Source organism: Pseudoleptotrichia goodfellowii (assembly GCF_007990505.1).
GTDB lineage: Bacteria > Fusobacteriota > Fusobacteriia > Fusobacteriales > Leptotrichiaceae > Pseudoleptotrichia > Pseudoleptotrichia goodfellowii.
On sequence record NZ_AP019822.1, the window covers coordinates 2215606 to 2232378 of the forward strand.

Annotated in this window: 11 protein-coding genes and 3 rRNA genes; all 14 read right to left on the reverse strand. The window is 35.0% G+C overall.

What is annotated here, in order from left to right; translation table 11 throughout:
* Window positions 1-6 precede the first annotated feature (6 nt).
* On the reverse strand, window positions 7-672 hold the full coding sequence (locus FVE72_RS10750; RefSeq protein WP_026738316.1) for a cell division protein FtsQ/DivIB: 666 nt from the start codon (window positions 670-672) through the stop codon (window positions 7-9).
* Between the two features lie 86 nt (window positions 673-758).
* Complete coding sequence (murB, locus tag FVE72_RS10755) at window positions 759-1640, reverse strand: UDP-N-acetylmuramate dehydrogenase (RefSeq protein ID WP_258454746.1); 882 nt, start codon at window positions 1638-1640, stop codon at window positions 759-761.
* 19 nt (window positions 1641-1659) lie between these two features.
* Window positions 1660-3003, reverse strand: a complete 1344-nt coding sequence (gene murC, locus FVE72_RS10760) for a UDP-N-acetylmuramate--L-alanine ligase (protein ID WP_026738318.1) — start codon at window positions 3001-3003, stop codon at window positions 1660-1662.
* A 14-nt stretch (window positions 3004-3017) separates the two neighbouring features.
* Complete coding sequence (murG, locus tag FVE72_RS10765; RefSeq protein ID WP_026738319.1) at window positions 3018-4082, reverse strand: undecaprenyldiphospho-muramoylpentapeptide beta-N-acetylglucosaminyltransferase; 1065 nt, start codon at window positions 4080-4082, stop codon at window positions 3018-3020.
* A 45-nt stretch (window positions 4083-4127) separates the two neighbouring features.
* Window positions 4128-5231 (reverse strand): FtsW/RodA/SpoVE family cell cycle protein, encoded by a 1104-nt coding sequence (locus FVE72_RS10770; protein ID WP_026738320.1) that lies wholly within the window; start codon window positions 5229-5231, stop codon window positions 4128-4130.
* Window positions 5232-5258: 27 nt separating this feature from the next.
* The gene (gene murD / locus FVE72_RS10775) at window positions 5259-6626 is read right to left on the reverse strand and encodes a UDP-N-acetylmuramoyl-L-alanine--D-glutamate ligase (protein ID WP_026738321.1); all 1368 of its coding nucleotides are present in this window, start codon (window positions 6624-6626) and stop codon (window positions 5259-5261) included.
* Between the two features lie 19 nt (window positions 6627-6645).
* On the reverse strand, window positions 6646-7734 hold the full coding sequence (gene mraY / locus FVE72_RS10780; RefSeq protein WP_006806305.1) for a phospho-N-acetylmuramoyl-pentapeptide-transferase: 1089 nt from the start codon (window positions 7732-7734) through the stop codon (window positions 6646-6648).
* 19 nt (window positions 7735-7753) lie between these two features.
* Window positions 7754-9133, reverse strand: coding sequence for a UDP-N-acetylmuramoyl-tripeptide--D-alanyl-D-alanine ligase (locus tag FVE72_RS10785; RefSeq protein WP_006806300.1), 1380 nt, complete (start codon window positions 9131-9133; stop codon window positions 7754-7756).
* A 43-nt stretch (window positions 9134-9176) separates the two neighbouring features.
* Window positions 9177-9761 carry a D-glycero-beta-D-manno-heptose 1,7-bisphosphate 7-phosphatase gene (gmhB, locus tag FVE72_RS10790; RefSeq protein ID WP_026738323.1) on the reverse strand — a complete coding sequence of 195 codons (585 nt, stop codon included), beginning with the start codon at window positions 9759-9761 and terminating at the stop codon, window positions 9177-9179.
* 39 nt (window positions 9762-9800) lie between these two features.
* Entirely contained in the window at window positions 9801-10277 is a 477-nt protein-coding gene (locus tag FVE72_RS10795; protein ID WP_006806298.1) for a hypothetical protein, read from the reverse strand.
* A gap of 130 nt (window positions 10278-10407) precedes the next feature.
* Window positions 10408-10522, reverse strand: a 5S ribosomal RNA gene (rrf, locus tag FVE72_RS10800).
* Window positions 10523-10570: 48 nt separating this feature from the next.
* Window positions 10571-13491 (reverse strand): 23S ribosomal RNA (locus tag FVE72_RS10805).
* 95 nt (window positions 13492-13586) lie between these two features.
* Window positions 13587-15098, reverse strand: a 16S ribosomal RNA gene (locus FVE72_RS10810).
* The 16S, 23S and 5S rRNA genes sit together here, the layout of an rRNA operon.
* 392 nt (window positions 15099-15490) lie before the next feature.
* Window positions 15491-16768: an alpha/beta hydrolase-fold protein gene (locus FVE72_RS10815; protein ID WP_026738324.1), complete on the reverse strand. Its 1278-nt coding sequence runs from the start codon at window positions 16766-16768 to the stop codon at window positions 15491-15493.
* Window positions 16769-16773 lie beyond the last annotated feature (5 nt).

A 16773-nucleotide genomic window follows, 5' to 3' on the forward strand; every position in this document is an offset into this window, starting at 1 on the left:
CCTGAATTATTTTACATTAACATCTTTAAATCTTATATCCATATAGTTTATTGTCTGTTCATCTTTTATTTTTTCGTATAATTTATATCTGCTATCATATTTTTCGGAGCTGACGAAAGGATCTGTAATAAATTTTACTCCGTTTTTCAGTATCAACTCATATGTTTTATTATTTTTTCTTATTTCAGATATCATATCATATAAATCTTTATTTTTTATTTTAGACAAAATAATTTTAATATCTTTTAAAGAATCTTCATCAGTATAAATTATTACCGGAATATTTTTTGATTCTATTTCGGAAATATGCCCGAATAAATTCAGTTCCTTATCTGCCAGAAATATATCATTGCCTTTTTTTACATAAACATAAGGCTCTCTTTCTTCAAATTCGACAATAAGTTTACTCGGATAAACTTTTCTTATGGAAATTTTTTTTACTCTTACATCTTTTCCAAGTATTTCTTCCATTCTTCCTGTATTTATGTAAACTATATTTTCACCTTTTAAATTTTCTATTTTACTGATTATATCATCTTTTAAAAGATTGTTTTTCCCCGTAACTGTTATTTCATTTATTTTGAAATAATCGGTTTCTATAAACTGTTTACCGAAGTAAATCAAGCCGGACAGTAAACTTATAACTAATACGGTTCTTATAAATTTTCGCATCTTTCACTCCGAATTTTGTTATATATTATACACTTTTTTTTCATTTTATTCAATTACTTAATTATTTTTATTTTAATTTCGTATTTTTATTCTTCTTCAGTTTTAAGTATTATTATTTCAGTTTCAAGTTTTGTATTGAATTTTTCAAACACAACTTTTTTTACATGTTCGATAATAGATATTATATCGCTGAATTTTGCATCTCCCAAATTAATAATGAAATTCGGATGTTTGGCTGAAACCATAGCATTTCCCACTCTGTATTCTTTCAATCCCGCATCCGATATGAGTTGAGCCGCAAAAGTCCCTTCAGGATTTTTAAATGTACTCCCTAAATTCGGGTATTCCAAAGGATGTTTATTTTTTCTCTGATTTCTTTTATCCGCAACACACTCTTTATCAAATCCTTTTTTGAACTTCAACAGTACTGAAATTACTATCCATTTATTCTGTTTTATCTCTGTATTTCTGTATTTAAAATCCAACTGGGATTTATTCAGTTTTGTTATTTCTCCGTCATTTTTACAAACTTCCACTTCTTCTATACAATCGAAAATCTCAGTTCCGTAAGCTCCTCCGTTCATATTTACAAGTCCTCCCACAGAGCCGGGAACACCTGCAATATTTTCCAGTCCGGTATAATTATTTTCTTCCATAAATTCTATAAGTTCATCAAAATCAAGTCCCGCTTCCACTCTGACCAAATCATAATCTTCGTGCTTTTCTTCGATTATTATTTTTTTAAAATTTTTCAAAGAAATAAAACTTATATCCAGTTTTCCGTCATGTAACAAAGTATTCGTCCCGTTTCCCAGAAGAAATATATTTTTTCGAGTATTCAGAACTTCTTTTAATTCTTTTTTTTCTTCTATAAAGATAAGTTCTTTCGCAATTCCTCCGACTTTCATGTGGGAATATTCTTTCATTTCAATATTTTCATATATTTTCATATAAATTTTCTCCCGAATTTTCTGTTTTAAATATAAATTATTTCAAAGTATTTTTTATCTCGTGTGCAAGTTTTGATACACTTCCTGCACCCATGAATACATAACTTTTATTGGAGTTTTCGTTATCTTTTACAAGTTTCTGAATTTCTTCTTCACTGTACACCTTTACACCGTTTCCTATTTTCTCGGCAAGTTTTTCCGAAGAAACATCATATATATTATCTTCTCCTGCAGAATATATAGGCAACAGAATCAATTCATCGGCTTTTTTCAAAGATGTTATAAAATCATCAAAGAAAAATTTTGTTCTGCTGTATCTGTGAGGCTGAAAAATAACCGTAACATTTCCTTTTTCAGTGGCTTTGGCTGCTTCTATCGTTACTTTTATTTCTGTAGGATGGTGAGCGTAATCATCTATTATTCTTAAATTTTTATCATAAATTACCTGATATCTTCTGTTCGCCCCTTTAAATTCAGCCAGTCTTTCTTTTACAGTATCCATGTTACATCCCGCTTCGTCGGCTAAATATATTACTGGCAGTGAATTTGACACGTTATGTTCTCCGGGGATACACAAAGTAAATTCTCCCAGGTTTTTACCGTTTTTTATAACTTCATAGTGTGTGCATCCATCCTTTACAGTAATATTTGTTGCAAAAATATGAACATCTTCCTTTTTTATACTGTACCATATTATATTTTTATTTTTTATATTCAAAGTGGACATATCTTCACAATCTTTACATAAAATTGCCAGTTTTTCGGTACTATCGATAAACTTTTCAAAGGATTTCTTTATGTTTTCATATGTTCCGTGATGTTCCAAATGATCGGGTTCTACGTTTGTTACAACGGAATATTTCGGTTTTATGAATAAAAACGAATTATCGCTTTCATCGGCTTCGGCTATAAAATATTCCGAATTTCCTATTTTACTGTTACTCTGTATTTCAGGTATTATTCCGCCCACTACTATTGTAGGATCTTTTTCAAGAAAAGCCACACTCATCATTGAACTTGTAGTTGTCTTACCGTGAGTTCCCGCAACTGCAATTCCTTCAAATTTGTTCATTAACTGAGCCAGAAGCTCTCCTCTTTTGATTTTTTTTATTCCGTTTTCCACTATATATTTATATTCAGGATTACATTCTTTTATAGCAGTGGAATAAACAAACAGATCTATTCCTTTATCCTTGACATTTTCTTCTACCTGTCCTATATATATTTTAATGCCCATTTCTTCCATTTCACGAGTTATGGCTTTTCTTTCCAAATCCGACCCTGCTACATTATACCCTTCTTTTACAAGGATTTTTGCAAGTCCGCTCATACCTATTCCGTTTATTCCGCTGAAATAAACGTTTCTAACATCCGATAACATCTTTTCCCTCCGTATTATTTTGAATAACTGTCTATTTTCATTGTTTCAACTATTAAATTTGCAGCATTTTCTTTTTTCAGTTTTTTTATATTATTTTTCATAAAATTAAGCATTTCATCGTGTTTTACAAGAACTAAAGCTTCTTTCACGGCTTTTTCGGCTTCCTCATTGGAATAAATTTTTGCTCCGTTTACATATTCCAGGACATCGGCGTTTTCCTTCTGACCTACAAAATCATAAGGAATTAAAATGGAAGGTTTTTCCAACTGAATCAGTTCCGATATTGTCGAAGCTCCTGCACGGCATATTACAAGGTCTGCAGCAGACATAATATCGGCTGCATTTTCAAAATAAGGCATTATAACCGAGTTACCCTGATTTTTCATTCTGAATACTGCTTCTTCAAAATTTTCTTTTCCTGTAGCCCAAAATAACTTCACATTCTTATCTTTGATTATTTCTTCCCATACTTTCAGAATAGCTTCATTTATATTTTTTGCACCTAAACTTCCGCCCATTACAAGAACGGCTTTCTTATCTTTTTCTATATCCAGTTTTTTTCTTTCTTCATTTTTATTTTTATAATAAAATTCTTCTCTCAAAGGATTTCCTGTTACAATAAATTTCTTCTTGTATTTTTCAGGTATACTGTTTAATGTATTTTCAAAAGCAATAAATACCTTTTTTGCTTTTTTATAAAAATATTTATTTGCAAGACCCATTGTACAATTCTGCTCCTGAAGATAATAAGGTATTCTTAAAAGTCTTGCCGCAAGTAAAACCGGTATTGTTATGTAATTTCCGAATCCGATGATTTGAGAAGGATTTTCCCTTTTCAATATTTTAAATGCTTTAAATGTTGCATAAGCAGTTTTTATAATTCCTTTTACAGATTTTAAAGGTATTACATCAAGACCTTCAAATCTGAAGCCTTCTTTAGGAACTAGCTCTTTTTCCATTCTGTGCTTAGTTCCTATAAATAAAGTTTCTATATTCTGTTCCCTCATTTTTTTCGCAATAGACAAAGCGGGATATATATGTCCTCCTGTGCCTCCCGTTGTCAGCACTACTTTTTCCATAACCTGAATGCTCCGTTTCCTGTTTTTATTTATTTCAAATGATTTTTATTGTATTTCTTCTTCAATTTCCTGTTTATAAAGAGCTCTTATAATATTATATACTATTCCTAAAGCTGCCATTGTAACGATCGTTGTACTTCCTCCGTAACTGAGTATCGGCAAAGGAATACCTGTCGACGGAACCAGTCCCAACACAACAGAAAGATTACCTATTATTTGAAGGGAAAACATCGAAAGAATCCCTATTAAAAGATACTTCGCATACATATCTTTTATTCTGATTACCGTAATTAATATTACAGCCAGTAAAGCTACATAAAGCAAAATTAACAAAATCGATCCTATAAATCCTGTTTCTTCGGCATATCCCGAAAATATGTAATCTGTATGAATTTCCGGAAGATAAAAATATTTCTGAAGTCCGTTTCCGTAAAATTTTCCTATCAGTTTACCGCTTCCTATAGCTATTAACGACTGTTTTAACTGATACACTTCATCACTGTTTTCCAAATGACCGAGCAGTCTTTTCAGCCTGTAAGGCATCGAAAGAATAGAGCCCGCTCCTAAAGTTACCAGCATAAGGAGCACTGAAATAAAATGTTCCATTTTTACTCCCGAAATGAATATCATCGTCAATCCTATCAATGTTACCTGAACGGTACTGCTAAAAGATTTTTCCAGAAGTATCATAAAAGCATACAGCATTAAAGGAATCATTGTCATAAATAATATTCCGAGACTTTTTTCTCTTTTCTTTTTCAGAAAATCTATCAATCCTGCCAAATATATAATAATAACCAACTTTGCAAATTCAGAAGGCTGTATACTGAACATACCCATTTTTATCCATCTTTTTGCTCCGTTTGCTTCCTTTCCTATAACTAAAACCCCGATAAGGAATAAAAACTGAACCGCATACAAAATACCTCTGGCTTGTTTATATTTTTTGTAATTAAAATTGGCAGTAAACAGGAAGGAAATACTTCCTAAACCTAACCACATTAACTGTCTTTTTAAAAAATAATAATGACTGTTATATTCTTTTAATCCCCTCGGAAAACTCACACTTGCAATCATCGCAATGCTCAGTCCCGCTAATATTATCATTATTATGATGAGAGTTGTTCCTAAAATTTTTCTGTTTTTCAAATTTATCTCTCCCGAATTTTTATAAATTTATCCTAAAATTTTTTGTGTCAGTTCTTTAAAAACGTGTCCTCTATGCTCAAAGTTTTTAAACTGACAAAAACTTGATGTTGCAGGAGAAAACAATATAACTGTATCTCTTGTAAAATCAAAATTATTATTCAGATAATTCAAAATATTTTCCACTGTTTCCATATTTTTATAATTTGAATATCCGAATTTATCCATGCACTCTTCAAGTAACGGTGCATTATCTCCTATTAAATAAACAAATTCGACTTTTTCTTTTATTTTTTTTATCAATTCGTCATTGGAAATCTTTTTATCATCTCCACCGCAAATGAGTATTATCGGCTTTTCAAAAGAATCTATAGCTTTTAACGTAGATTCCACATTTGTTCCTTTGGAATCATTTATAAACACTGTATTTTCTTTTACAAAAAAGTTCTCGAGTCTGTGTTCCAATGCTTTTGTTGTTTTTAAAAATTCCTTGATTTTTTCATCAGGGATATTCAATATTTTTGCTCCGCTTATTAAAAACAGCATATTTTCAAGGTTATGTTTTCCTTTTAATGACAAATCTTTCACAGAAATAAGCTTTTCGGCAACTTTTTCGGTTTCCTCATCTGCATAACAATCTATTCTGTCCTTGAGATTTTTCATAATATATATATTATCTTCAAAAACAAAGACCGTTCCTTTTTTTTCAGTACTTAAATAAACTTTTTCTGCTTTAATTTTATTTTGTATTTCTTCTCTTTCACATAGTCTTTCAAATTCGGCATCGTCGAGATTAATTACTGCAAAATCGTCTTTATTCTGTTTTTGAAAAATGTCAAATTTCGTAATATAGTATTCTTCTACAGAATTATATCTTGTCAGGTGATCCGGTGTAAGATTTATTATTCCTGCTATATACGAATGTATCTGAGGATCGTTTTCGAGCTGATAACTGCTTAATTCCAGAACTATATAATCCAAAGGCTCTTCATCTCCCACAAGTTTTGCAAAAGAATATCCGGCATTTCCTGCCAATTTCACATTATATCCTGCAAATTCAAGCAATTCATACATTTTTGTACATGTAGTCGTTTTCCCGTTTGTTCCTGTAAAAGATATAACTTTTATTTTTTTATCCATATATTTATAAGCCAAATCTATTTCCGAAATAACTTTTATATTTTTCTCTTCGGCTTTTTTCAGCAATTCCGCTTTCCAGGGGATTCCCGGACTTTTTACGACAAATTCTATATTTTCACTGTCTAAAATTTTAATCCCTTCAGATGAAGGTATCCCTTGCTTATCATCTATTAAAAATACTTCATAATCATATTTTTCAAGTAATTCCTTTGCTCCGAGTCCGCTAAGTCCGGCTCCGAATACCAAAGCCTTTTTCATTTCATTTCCTCTTTTCAGATTATCTTAATTTCAACATTACAAATGTCAATAAACATGCTATTATCGTTACTATCCAAAATCTTATTGTAACTTTCGTTTCAGGGATTCCGAGCATTTCAAAATGGTGATGTATCGGTGCCATTTTAAACACTCTTTTTTTAAATGTTTTAAAATGCCAAACCTGTATCATTACCGAAAATGCTTCAACTATAAATATAAATCCCGCTATAGGAAGCAATAATTCCTGTTTTAAGAATATCACTATTATTCCCAATATTCCTCCCAAAGTCAATGAACCTGTATCTCCCATAAATACCTGAGCAGGATAAAAGTTAAACCATAAAAATCCTATTAACGCTCCTACGGCTGCTGCCAGATAAACTGTAATTTCCCCTGCTTCTTTTATGTGATATAAATTCAGGTATTTTGCATATTCATAATGTCCTGTCAGATAAGTAATTATAAGTAATGTCACGCACACTATGATTATAGGTCCGCTTACCAGTCCGTCAAGCCCGTCGGTCAAATTTACCGCATTGGATGAACCTATTATTACAAACATCATAAACACAAAGAAAAGTGCCGGTGTTATGTATAGAGAACTATTTTTTATAATGGGATTTACTATGGAAAAATCCAATGTTTTATTTATTATTCCGTATTTGTAAATAAATGCAAAAGTCAATCCTGTTATTATAAGCTGTCCCAATATTTTTTTCTTTCCTGAAAGTCCGCTTTTATGTCTTGTCAGTTTCAAATAATCATCGTAAAATCCTATACATGTAAACAAAATAGTTATTATAAATAAAAATACAATAAATTTGTTCATAAAATTACCGGAAATCAATGTAGCAAATAATATAGCTGCAATTATAAGTAATCCGCCCATTGTCGGAGTCCCCGATTTTGTCTGATGTGACTGCGGTCCGTCTTCTCTTGCCGTATCACCGTATTTTTTCTTTTTCAGCCATGCAATAAAAGGCTTTCCGAATATAAGCATAAACAAAAACGCTATTCCGAAAGCTATCGATGCCCTTATTGTTATCGACTTGAATATCCTCAGAACTCCCCAGTTTCTTATAAATAGATATTGTAATAAATATAACATTATTTGCTCCTTTTCAGTTTTATTCCATTATTTCTTCCAGTTTCATTCCTCTGGATCCTTTAATCAGTATAACTTTTTCATCAGTAATTTCTTTCAATTTTTCTTTTATCTTATTTTTATCGGAAAAATGTTCAACTTCTGAATTTTCATCACTGTTTTTTTCCTGAGATTCTTTTTTTACTCTGTCATACAGGCTCTTCATTCTTTCTCCGAATAAATAAAGCTTATTCAACTTTATATTTCTGAGCGTTTCATAAATATCCGAATGAAGTTCAAGTTCATTTTCACCTAGCTCAAGCATATCCCCTAAAACAGCTATTTTCATCCTGTCATTATAAATCTCCGAAAATGTTTCAAGAGATTTTTTCATTGATGCGGGACTTGCATTGTAAGCGTCATTTATATAGATCGTATTTCCTTTTTCAGTTATCTGAAACCTCATATCTGTAAGTTTTATATTTTTTACAGTTTCTTCAATATCTTTATCTTCTATTCCGAATTGTTTTGCGACAGCAATCGCCATCGTCAGATTTAATATGTTATGTTCACCTAAAATATTTGTTTTAAAAAGCTTTTTCTGAAATTTTTCATTTTCTTTTTCCGAATATTCCAAAGAAAAAGAACTTCCTTTTTCGTCAAAATTTATATTTCCGTAATAAAAATTGGACTTCTCAATATTTTTACTGTCTTTTCTCAAAACTTTTATTGTTTTCAAACTGCTTTCATTTATATTTTTTAAATAATCGTCATCTCCGTTTATAATCAAAACTTCTTTTGTATAAGGCAGTAACTCTGTTTTTGCTTTAAAAACATTTTCTTTTGTGTGCAAAAATTCCAAATGAGATTCACCTATATTAGTAATAATACTTATATCAGGATTGGAAATCTTTCCTAAAAGCTCTATTTCTCCAAAACCGCTCATTCCCATTTCCAAAATTATAAATTTATCATCTTTTTCCAGACGCAACAAAGTGAAGGGTAATCCTATATGATTGTTATAATTCCCTTCAGTTTTTTTCCCTTTATATTTTGAAGATAAAAGCTGATAAGTGATATCTTTTACCGTAGTTTTACCGTTACTTCCCGTAATACCTATTACCTTTACATCTAAAGCTTCTCTCCATTTTTTAGCAAATTTCTGTAAAAATTCCACACTGTCATTTACAAAAAAAGTTTTATTTTTATATTCCTCTTTAATATCCGCATGGGCATTGTCATAAACTGCATACGCTCCTTTTTCCAATGCCTCGTTAATATAATTATTTCCCCCTCTTATTGCAACAAACAAATCATTTTTTCCACATTCTTTGGAATTCATCGAAATTTTATTAATATCTGTTAAATCGTTGTCTATATTTTCATTATCTATAATACTCCAAAATATCTCATTTTTATCCATTAAACTATCTCCAATTTATATGTAGTCAGATTATAAGATTATATCACTTGCTAAAAGTTTTTTCAATACAATTTTCAATATAATCGGCAAAATCCGAAATATTATTTACTATTATCGAATCTAATCCCGATTCTTTTACTTTTTCTTCATTTTTTTTTCCATATCCTGTTCTTACTAAAACTGTCTTTATGCCTAATTTATGAGCAGGTATTAAATCAGTAATTCTGTCACCTATCATATATGAATTTTTTATATCGATATTAAATTCTTCAATGGCTTTCAGAAAATTTCCCGTTCCCGGTTTTCGACAGTCACAATTCTTTCTGTAATTTCCTTTTCCTTCAGGATGATGAGGGCAAAAATATGTTTTCTCTATTTTTATACCTTTTTTGCATAAATCTTTCTCAATATATTTTTCCAATTTTAAAAAATCTTCTTCAGAATAATATCCTTGTCCTATTCCTGACTGATTTGTTATAACAGCAAACCTGTATCCCGAATCAGCCAACTTTTTAAGAGCTTCAATTACTCCGCTCTCATATTCAAAATCTTTTATTTTATATAAATAGGACTTTTCAACATTAATTACCCCGTCCCTGTCAAGTAAAACAAACTTATTTTTTCCCATATAAAATTTTTATTGTCCTCCAAATATCTTTAATTTTTATTATGAATCCTGTTCCATATTATCATCAGGGAAATATATATATTCCAGTAATTCGTCTTTTCTCATTCCTCTAATATTCATAGTAAAGAATATTTTATCTTCCAATACACTTAATGCACCGTAATACACATCCGGTTGACACTCATATTTCTCTTTCAGTACAAACTTATTATTTCTTATGCTGAACTCAAATATTTTCTCATATTTCTCGTTCCTATAATGATAAAATTCAATGAAAGAATCATGAAAATACCACATCTTTTTATCAATATATTTAGCATTATTATCAAGTATTATCTCTTCTGAAAAATAAAGTTTATTATAATCAAGAGTCAATTCCACTGTTCCGATTCCCATATAATTCCAATCCATGCATGAATTACTTAGACTTTGAGATTTGAAATAAAGTTTTTTTACATTCTTCATCATCTTAAAAATCGACATAATACCCATATCAATTTTAATATTTTCTTGCATAAACTCACCTTTAAATAAAATTTATTTTATCCGTATAATATAAGTATACCAAAAAGAAAAGTCAAAATAAAGAAAAAAATTAAAAAAAGAGTCTTCCCAGTAAAAGAAAACTCATTCAAGTAATAAAAAAGTTTGGCGATTACCGATTTTCCCTAGAAGTAAATCTAAGTATTTTAGGCGTAAACAGACTTAACTGCCGGGTTCGAAATGTAACCGGGTGTATCCCTGTTGCTAAGATCACCAAACTGAATATAAAGACAATGAGAAATAAATAGTAGTAGTAAAAGAAGTTAAATAAAAAGCTAACGTAATATTAGTACCGGTCAGCTAAATACATTACTGTACTTACACCTCCAGCCTATCACCACCTGTTCTCGATGGTTACTTAAAGAATACTCATCTTAAAGTGGGCTTCTCACTTAGATGCTTTCAGCGATTATCCCTTCCAAACGTGACTACCCGGCCATGCTACTGGCGTAACAACCGGTACATCAGAGGTTTGTCCATCCCGGTCCTCTCGTACTAAGGACAGATCTCTTCAATATTCTAACGCCTGCAGTGGATAGGGACCGAACTGTCTCACGACGTTCTGAACCCAGCTCGCGTGCCTCTTTAATGGGCGAACAGCCCAACCCTTGGGACCTTCTCCAGCCCCAGGATGAGACGAGCCGACATCGAGGTGCCAAACACTTCCGTCGATATGGACTCTTGGGAAGTATCAGCCTGTTATCCCCGGGGTAGCTTTTATCCGTTGAGCGACGGCCTTTCCATTCAGCACCGCCGGATCACTAACTCCTACTTTCGTACCTGCTCGACCCGTCAGTCTCGCAGTCAAGCTCCCTTTTGCGTTTGCACTCTCCGGTTGATTTCCATCCAACCTGAGGGAACCTTTGAACGCCTCCGTTACTCTTTTGGAGGCGACCGCCCCAGTCAAACTGCCCACCTAGCACTGTCTCATATACTACAAATATATGATTAGAATTTCAACAACATATGGTTGGTATTCCAACGACGACTCTGATAAAACTGACGCCTTATCTTCTCAGTCTCCCAACTATCCTATACACACATTGCCAAAACCCAATGCCAAGCTACAGTAAAGCTCCACGGGGTCTTTCCGTCCTACTGCAGGTAATCGGTATCTTCACCGACATTACAACTTCACCAGGTCTCCAGCCAAGACAGCTCCCAAATCATTTCACCATTCGTGCAGGTCGGAACTTACCCGACAAGGAATTTCGCTACCTTAGGACCGTTATAGTTACGGCCGCCGTTCACCGGGGCTTCAATTCGAATCTCTCAATCCTCCTCTTAACCTTCCGGCACTGGGCAGGTGTCAGCCCATATACGTCGCCTTTCAGCTTAGCATAGACCTGTGTTTTTGGTAAACAGTTGCTTGGGACTCTTCACTGCGACCTATTTCCCCTCGTGGTGTCTCTCCACTCAAGTATATTAGGTACCCCTTCTCCCGAAGTTACGGGGCTATTTTGCAGAGTTCCTTAGCTAGAGTTATCCTGTCGGCCTTAAGTTTCTCACTCTGTCCACCTGTGTCGGTTTTCAGTACGGGCACTACTTCTCTCGATAGAAGTTTTTCTCGGCAGTGTAGGATCTGTAACTTATACCATATGGTACTTACCCATCAGGTCTCACATTTAAATATACGGATTTGCCTATATATTCATGCTACTCCCTTAGAAAGACTATTCCGTCAGTCTTCTTACATACCTTCCTGCGTCACTCCTTCTCTAATAACGATTATAGTGGTATAGGAATATTAACCTATTTTCCATTCGCATACGCTCCTTAGCCTCTGCTTAGGTCCCGACTCCCCCAGGGCGGACAAACCTTCCCCTGGAAACCTTGGACTTCCGGCCGGATGGATTCTCACCATCCTTCTCGCTACTCATTCCTGCATTCTCACTTCTGATACCTCCAATATACCTTCCAGTACACCTTCTTCGGCCTACAGAACGCTCTCCTACCAATTAGATTACTCTAATTCCACAGCTTCGGTTTATGTCTTAGCCCCGTTATATCTTCGGCGCAGATACTCTCGACCAGTGAGCTATTACGCACTCTTTTAAGGTATGGCTGCTTCTAAGCCAACCTCCTGGTTGTCTATGAATATCCACCTCCTTTCCCACTTAGACATAATTTGGGACCTTAGCCGGTGGTCTGGGTTGTTTCCCTCTCGTCCATGGACCTTGTCATCCATAGACTCACTCCTAATCATCAATATATGGTATTCGTAGTTTGCTTGATTTCGGTAAGCTATATGCCCCCTAGATCATACAGTGCTCTACCCCCACATATCTAAATTAAGGCTGCACCTAAATGCATTTCGGAGAGAACGAGCTATCTCCTAGTTCGATTGGCTTTTCACCCCTAAACCTATCTCATCTCCCAACTTTTCAACGGCGGTGAGTTCGGTCCTCCACTGAGTCTTACCCCAGCTTCAACCTGGACAGGCCTAGATCACTAGGTTTCGCGTCTATGATATGCGACTTGTCGCCCTATTAAGACTCGGTTTCCCTTCGGCTCCGCTTACTTAACCTCGCCACATATCATAACTCGCAGGATGATTAACCAAAATCCACGCAGTCACACATTTCTGTGCTCCTACCGCTTGTAAGCACACGGTTTCAAATTCTTTTTCACTCCCTTGCTCAGGGTTCTTTTCACCTTTCCCTCACGGTACTCTCCTCTATCGGTCAACTAAAGTATTTAGCCTTACGTGATTTGGTCCACGCTGATTCACACCAAATTCCTCGTGTTCGATGCTACTCGGGATTATATCTATCATTATATCATACTTACACTATACAGGACTGTCACCTTCTTCGGTTTAGCTTCCCAACTAATTCCGCTTCATACAACATAACTTAAACTTTATGGCTATCTGTTCATTCTATATCCCTCTACCCCATATATGCAACGTCGCCAACTTCTACACATACATGGTTTAGGCTCTTCCCCGTTCGCTCGCCGCTACTTAGAGAATCGTTTTTACTTTCTTTTCCTCCCGCTACTTAGATGTTTCAGTTCACGGACTTACCTCTCTCGTGTATACTCTCCCAGTATACAGGTTCTCCCATTCGGATATCTATGTCTATTGCGGTTACTTGCACCTTAACATAGCTTTTCGCAGCTTATCACGTCCTTCTTCGGCTTTAGTTGCCTAGGCATCCTCCGTGTGCCCTTATTTCGCTTTTTTCATTGTAACTCTTTTACCTACTATTCATTTCTCATTGTCCTTTTTAGACTTTATTTAAACACAAGAAGAAGAAAGATGTTTTCTTTTCTCCTTAGAAAGGAGGTGATCCATCCGCACCTTCCGGTACGGATACCTTGTTACGACTTCACCCCAATCACTATTCACACCTTAGGTACCTTCCTCCTAAGTTAGACCAGTAACTTCAGGTGCAAACAACTCTCGTGGTGTGACGGGCGGTGTGTACAAGACCCGAGAACGTATTCACCGCAACATTGCTGATTTGCGATTACTAGCGATTCCAACTTCATGAAGTCGAGTTGCAGACTTCAATCCGAACTTAGAACAGCTTTCAAGATTCGCTCCATATCACTATCTCGCTCCTCTTTGTACTGCCCATTGTAGCACGTGTGTAGCCCAGATCATAAGGGGCATGATGACTTGACGTCATCCCCACCTTCCTCCTGCTCTTCGCAGGCAGTCTCGCTAGAGTCCCCAACTTAATGATGGTAACTAACGATAAGGGTTGCGCTCGTTGCGGGACTTAACCCAACATCTCACGACACGAGCTGTCGACAGCCATGCACCACCTGTCTCTACGTTCCCGAAGGCACCATGTATCCTCATACATGTTCGTAGGATGTCAAGATCTGGTAAGGTTCCTCGCGTTGCGTCGAATTAAACCACATGCTCCACCGCTTGTGCGGGTCCCCGTCAATTCCTTTGAGTTTCAACCTTGCGGTCGTACTCCCCAGGCGGATCACTTATCGCATTTGCTTCGGCACAGACAGTCTTCCTGCCCACACCCAGTGATCATCGTTTACAGCTAGGACTACCAGGGTATCTAATCCTGTTCGCTCCCCTAGCTTTCGCACTTCAGCGTCAGTTATCGTCCAGTGAGCTATCTTCATCATCGGCATTCCTACACATATCTACGAATTTCACCTCTACTCGTGTAGTTCCGCCCACCTTTCCAATACTCTAGACAATCAGTTTCAAAGGCAAGCTTACAGTTGAGCCGCAAGTTTTCACCCCTGACTTGATCGTCCGCCTAGATGCCCTTTATGCCCAATAATTCCGGATAACGCTCGCGACATACGTATTACCGCGGCTGCTGGCACGTATTTAGCCGTCGCTTCTTCTGTGGGTACCGTCACTTCCTTCTTCCCCACTGAAAGCACTTTACAATCCGAAAACCTTCTTCGTGCACACAGAATTGCTGGATCAGAGTCTCCTCCATTGTCCAATATTCCCCACTGCTGCCTCCCGTAAGAGTAAGGGCCGTATCTCAGTCCCCTTGTGGCCGTCCACCCTCTCAGGCCGGCTACCTATCATCGCCTTGGTAAGCCATTACCTTACCAACTAGCTAATAGGACGCAAAGCTCTCTTTCAGCATCTCTTTTCATTAATCTCTCATGCAATCAATTAATTATATCCGGTCTTATCAGAAGTTTCCCTCTGTTATCCCAGTCTGAAAGGTAAGTTCTTTACGCGTTACTCACCCGTCCGCCATGGTTACCAAATTAACAAGTTAATTCTTCCCCATCGACTTGCATGTGTTAAGCATTCTGTCAGCGTTCATCCTGAGCCAGGATCAAACTCTTCATTCAATATATCTCTATATTTCCTTTATTTCACCATTATTTCATCTTTTCACATCTTTGCTTCTTCTTCTCATGTTTTCATTGTCCTCGCCAACTACACTCCCGTAATTGACAAAAATTATATTACCAAATTTATTACCCTTTGTCAAGCGGTTTTTTTACTTTTTTTATTTTTATTTTGTTTTTTCTTTCTATAACCTTTGTTTTAAAAGGCTTTGGTATACTTAATTTTTTTTGATTTTTATTTCTCATCGTGTTTAAAAAACAGCAGTTTCTTTGTTAAAAATTATAAAAATCTTATATTTTACATATAATATTTTTCGTATTGTAATTATCTCTAATAAAATTCTCCCGCCAAGTGCAATTTATATGCAAGTGCGGGAGAATAATCTCATTTATTATTTATTCTTTTTTTGTTTAAACAGCCAGTCTCTTATTCCTTCTATATTATAAGCCGTTTTCCATGTTGCCATATGCTCAGACCCCGGATTTCCTGCCTGTAATGCCGGCAACGTCCCTTTTTCAAGAGTTGTATATTTTATATTTGCTTTAGGATTTTCGGCTAATACTTTTGAAACTCCTTCTTTAAACTGCTCTGCTGTATAATCTCCTCTCCATGCATCTTTTGCCACTATTCCTCCATTTTGAGCTAATACCTCAACAATTGCATTCCATCCCGGGAAGGCTTTTGAATCTCCTGTGGAAACTACTGTCCACATATTATTTTTAGCCATCGGAGCAGTTAAACTTGCACCCCATTGACAGGCTACAAAATATGATCCTGCAAACAAATCGGGATATTTAAAGTTCATTACTATGGACATCATTCCCCCCATTGATTGACCTGTCGTATAAAGTCTGTTCGTATCGATACTGTAATTTTTTACTAAATAATCTCTAATAAGATTAACTGTAGCTTCCAAATCGGTCGTATAATTTCCGTTATCGTCTACAACTTTCTGAGAATATTGAGGAGCCAATACAAACGCTTCATGTTTTGCCTGTTCTTCGGGTGTTGCCCAAACAGTCGCTCCGTTTCCCTGTAACAACGTTGTTTCAGTATTTTCACTTAAAGGTCCTGCATCATGTATAAACATTACCATCGGGTATTTTTTATTTTTATTGTAATTTTTCGGTATATAAAGGTTATATTTTACGGTTGTTCCTGTTTTAGGATCTTTATATTCAAACTGTTTGAAATTATCTACTACAAGATTTTGAATTTTGTTATTAGTTAAAGTTTCTGAATATGCCTTAGCTATTTTTCCATTTACTGTAGAAATATCTTTCGCCTGTTTTACCTGTACTTTTGCTTCCAGAATATTATTCGCTTTTATAAACAACTGTGCTTTTTCATCTGACGGATTCAGCTCTATTATGACAAATCTTCCGTTTTTTCCTGACTTTGTTTTTTCAGCTTTGTTATTTGCATAGACATTTGTTATTGTTCGGTCTGTTACTTCAAAAGTTTCTTTTGTCAATTTATCGTTTTTAACTGCTGTATTATATTCTATTATTACCCCTGTCAATTTTTGCCCTGTACCGAACACTTCGGTTACAGCTGTAATATTTTTTATTCCCTTAGGAAATTTTACTGTATTTACTGTTGTTTCAGCAAAAGACACAACAGATAATACGAGCATACACAGCATCGTTAATAATCCTGTTTTTTTCATTAATA

Bases quoted from the DNA above. Each gene is read 5' to 3' on its own strand.
- FVE72_RS10750 (WP_026738316.1), bottom strand. From the start codon at position 672: ATGCGAAAATTTATAAGAACCGTATTAGTTATAAGTTTACTGTCCGGC.
- murC (WP_026738318.1), bottom strand. From the start codon at position 3,003: ATGTTATCGGATGTTAGAAACGTTTATTTCAGCGGAATAAACGGAATA.
- murG (WP_026738319.1), bottom strand. From the start codon at position 4,082: ATGGAAAAAGTAGTGCTGACAACGGGAGGCACAGGAGGACATATATAT.
- murD (WP_026738321.1), bottom strand. From the start codon at position 6,626: ATGAAAAAGGCTTTGGTATTCGGAGCCGGACTTAGCGGACTCGGAGCA.
- mraY (WP_006806305.1), bottom strand. From the start codon at position 7,734: ATGTTATATTTATTACAATATCTATTTATAAGAAACTGGGGAGTTCTG.
- FVE72_RS10785 (WP_006806300.1), bottom strand. From the start codon at position 9,133: ATGGATAAAAATGAGATATTTTGGAGTATTATAGATAATGAAAATATA.
- gmhB (WP_026738323.1), bottom strand. From the start codon at position 9,761: ATGGGAAAAAATAAGTTTGTTTTACTTGACAGGGACGGGGTAATTAAT.
- FVE72_RS10795 (WP_006806298.1), bottom strand. From the start codon at position 10,277: ATGCAAGAAAATATTAAAATTGATATGGGTATTATGTCGATTTTTAAG.
- FVE72_RS10815 (WP_026738324.1), bottom strand. From the start codon at position 16,768: ATGAAAAAAACAGGATTATTAACGATGCTGTGTATGCTCGTATTATCT.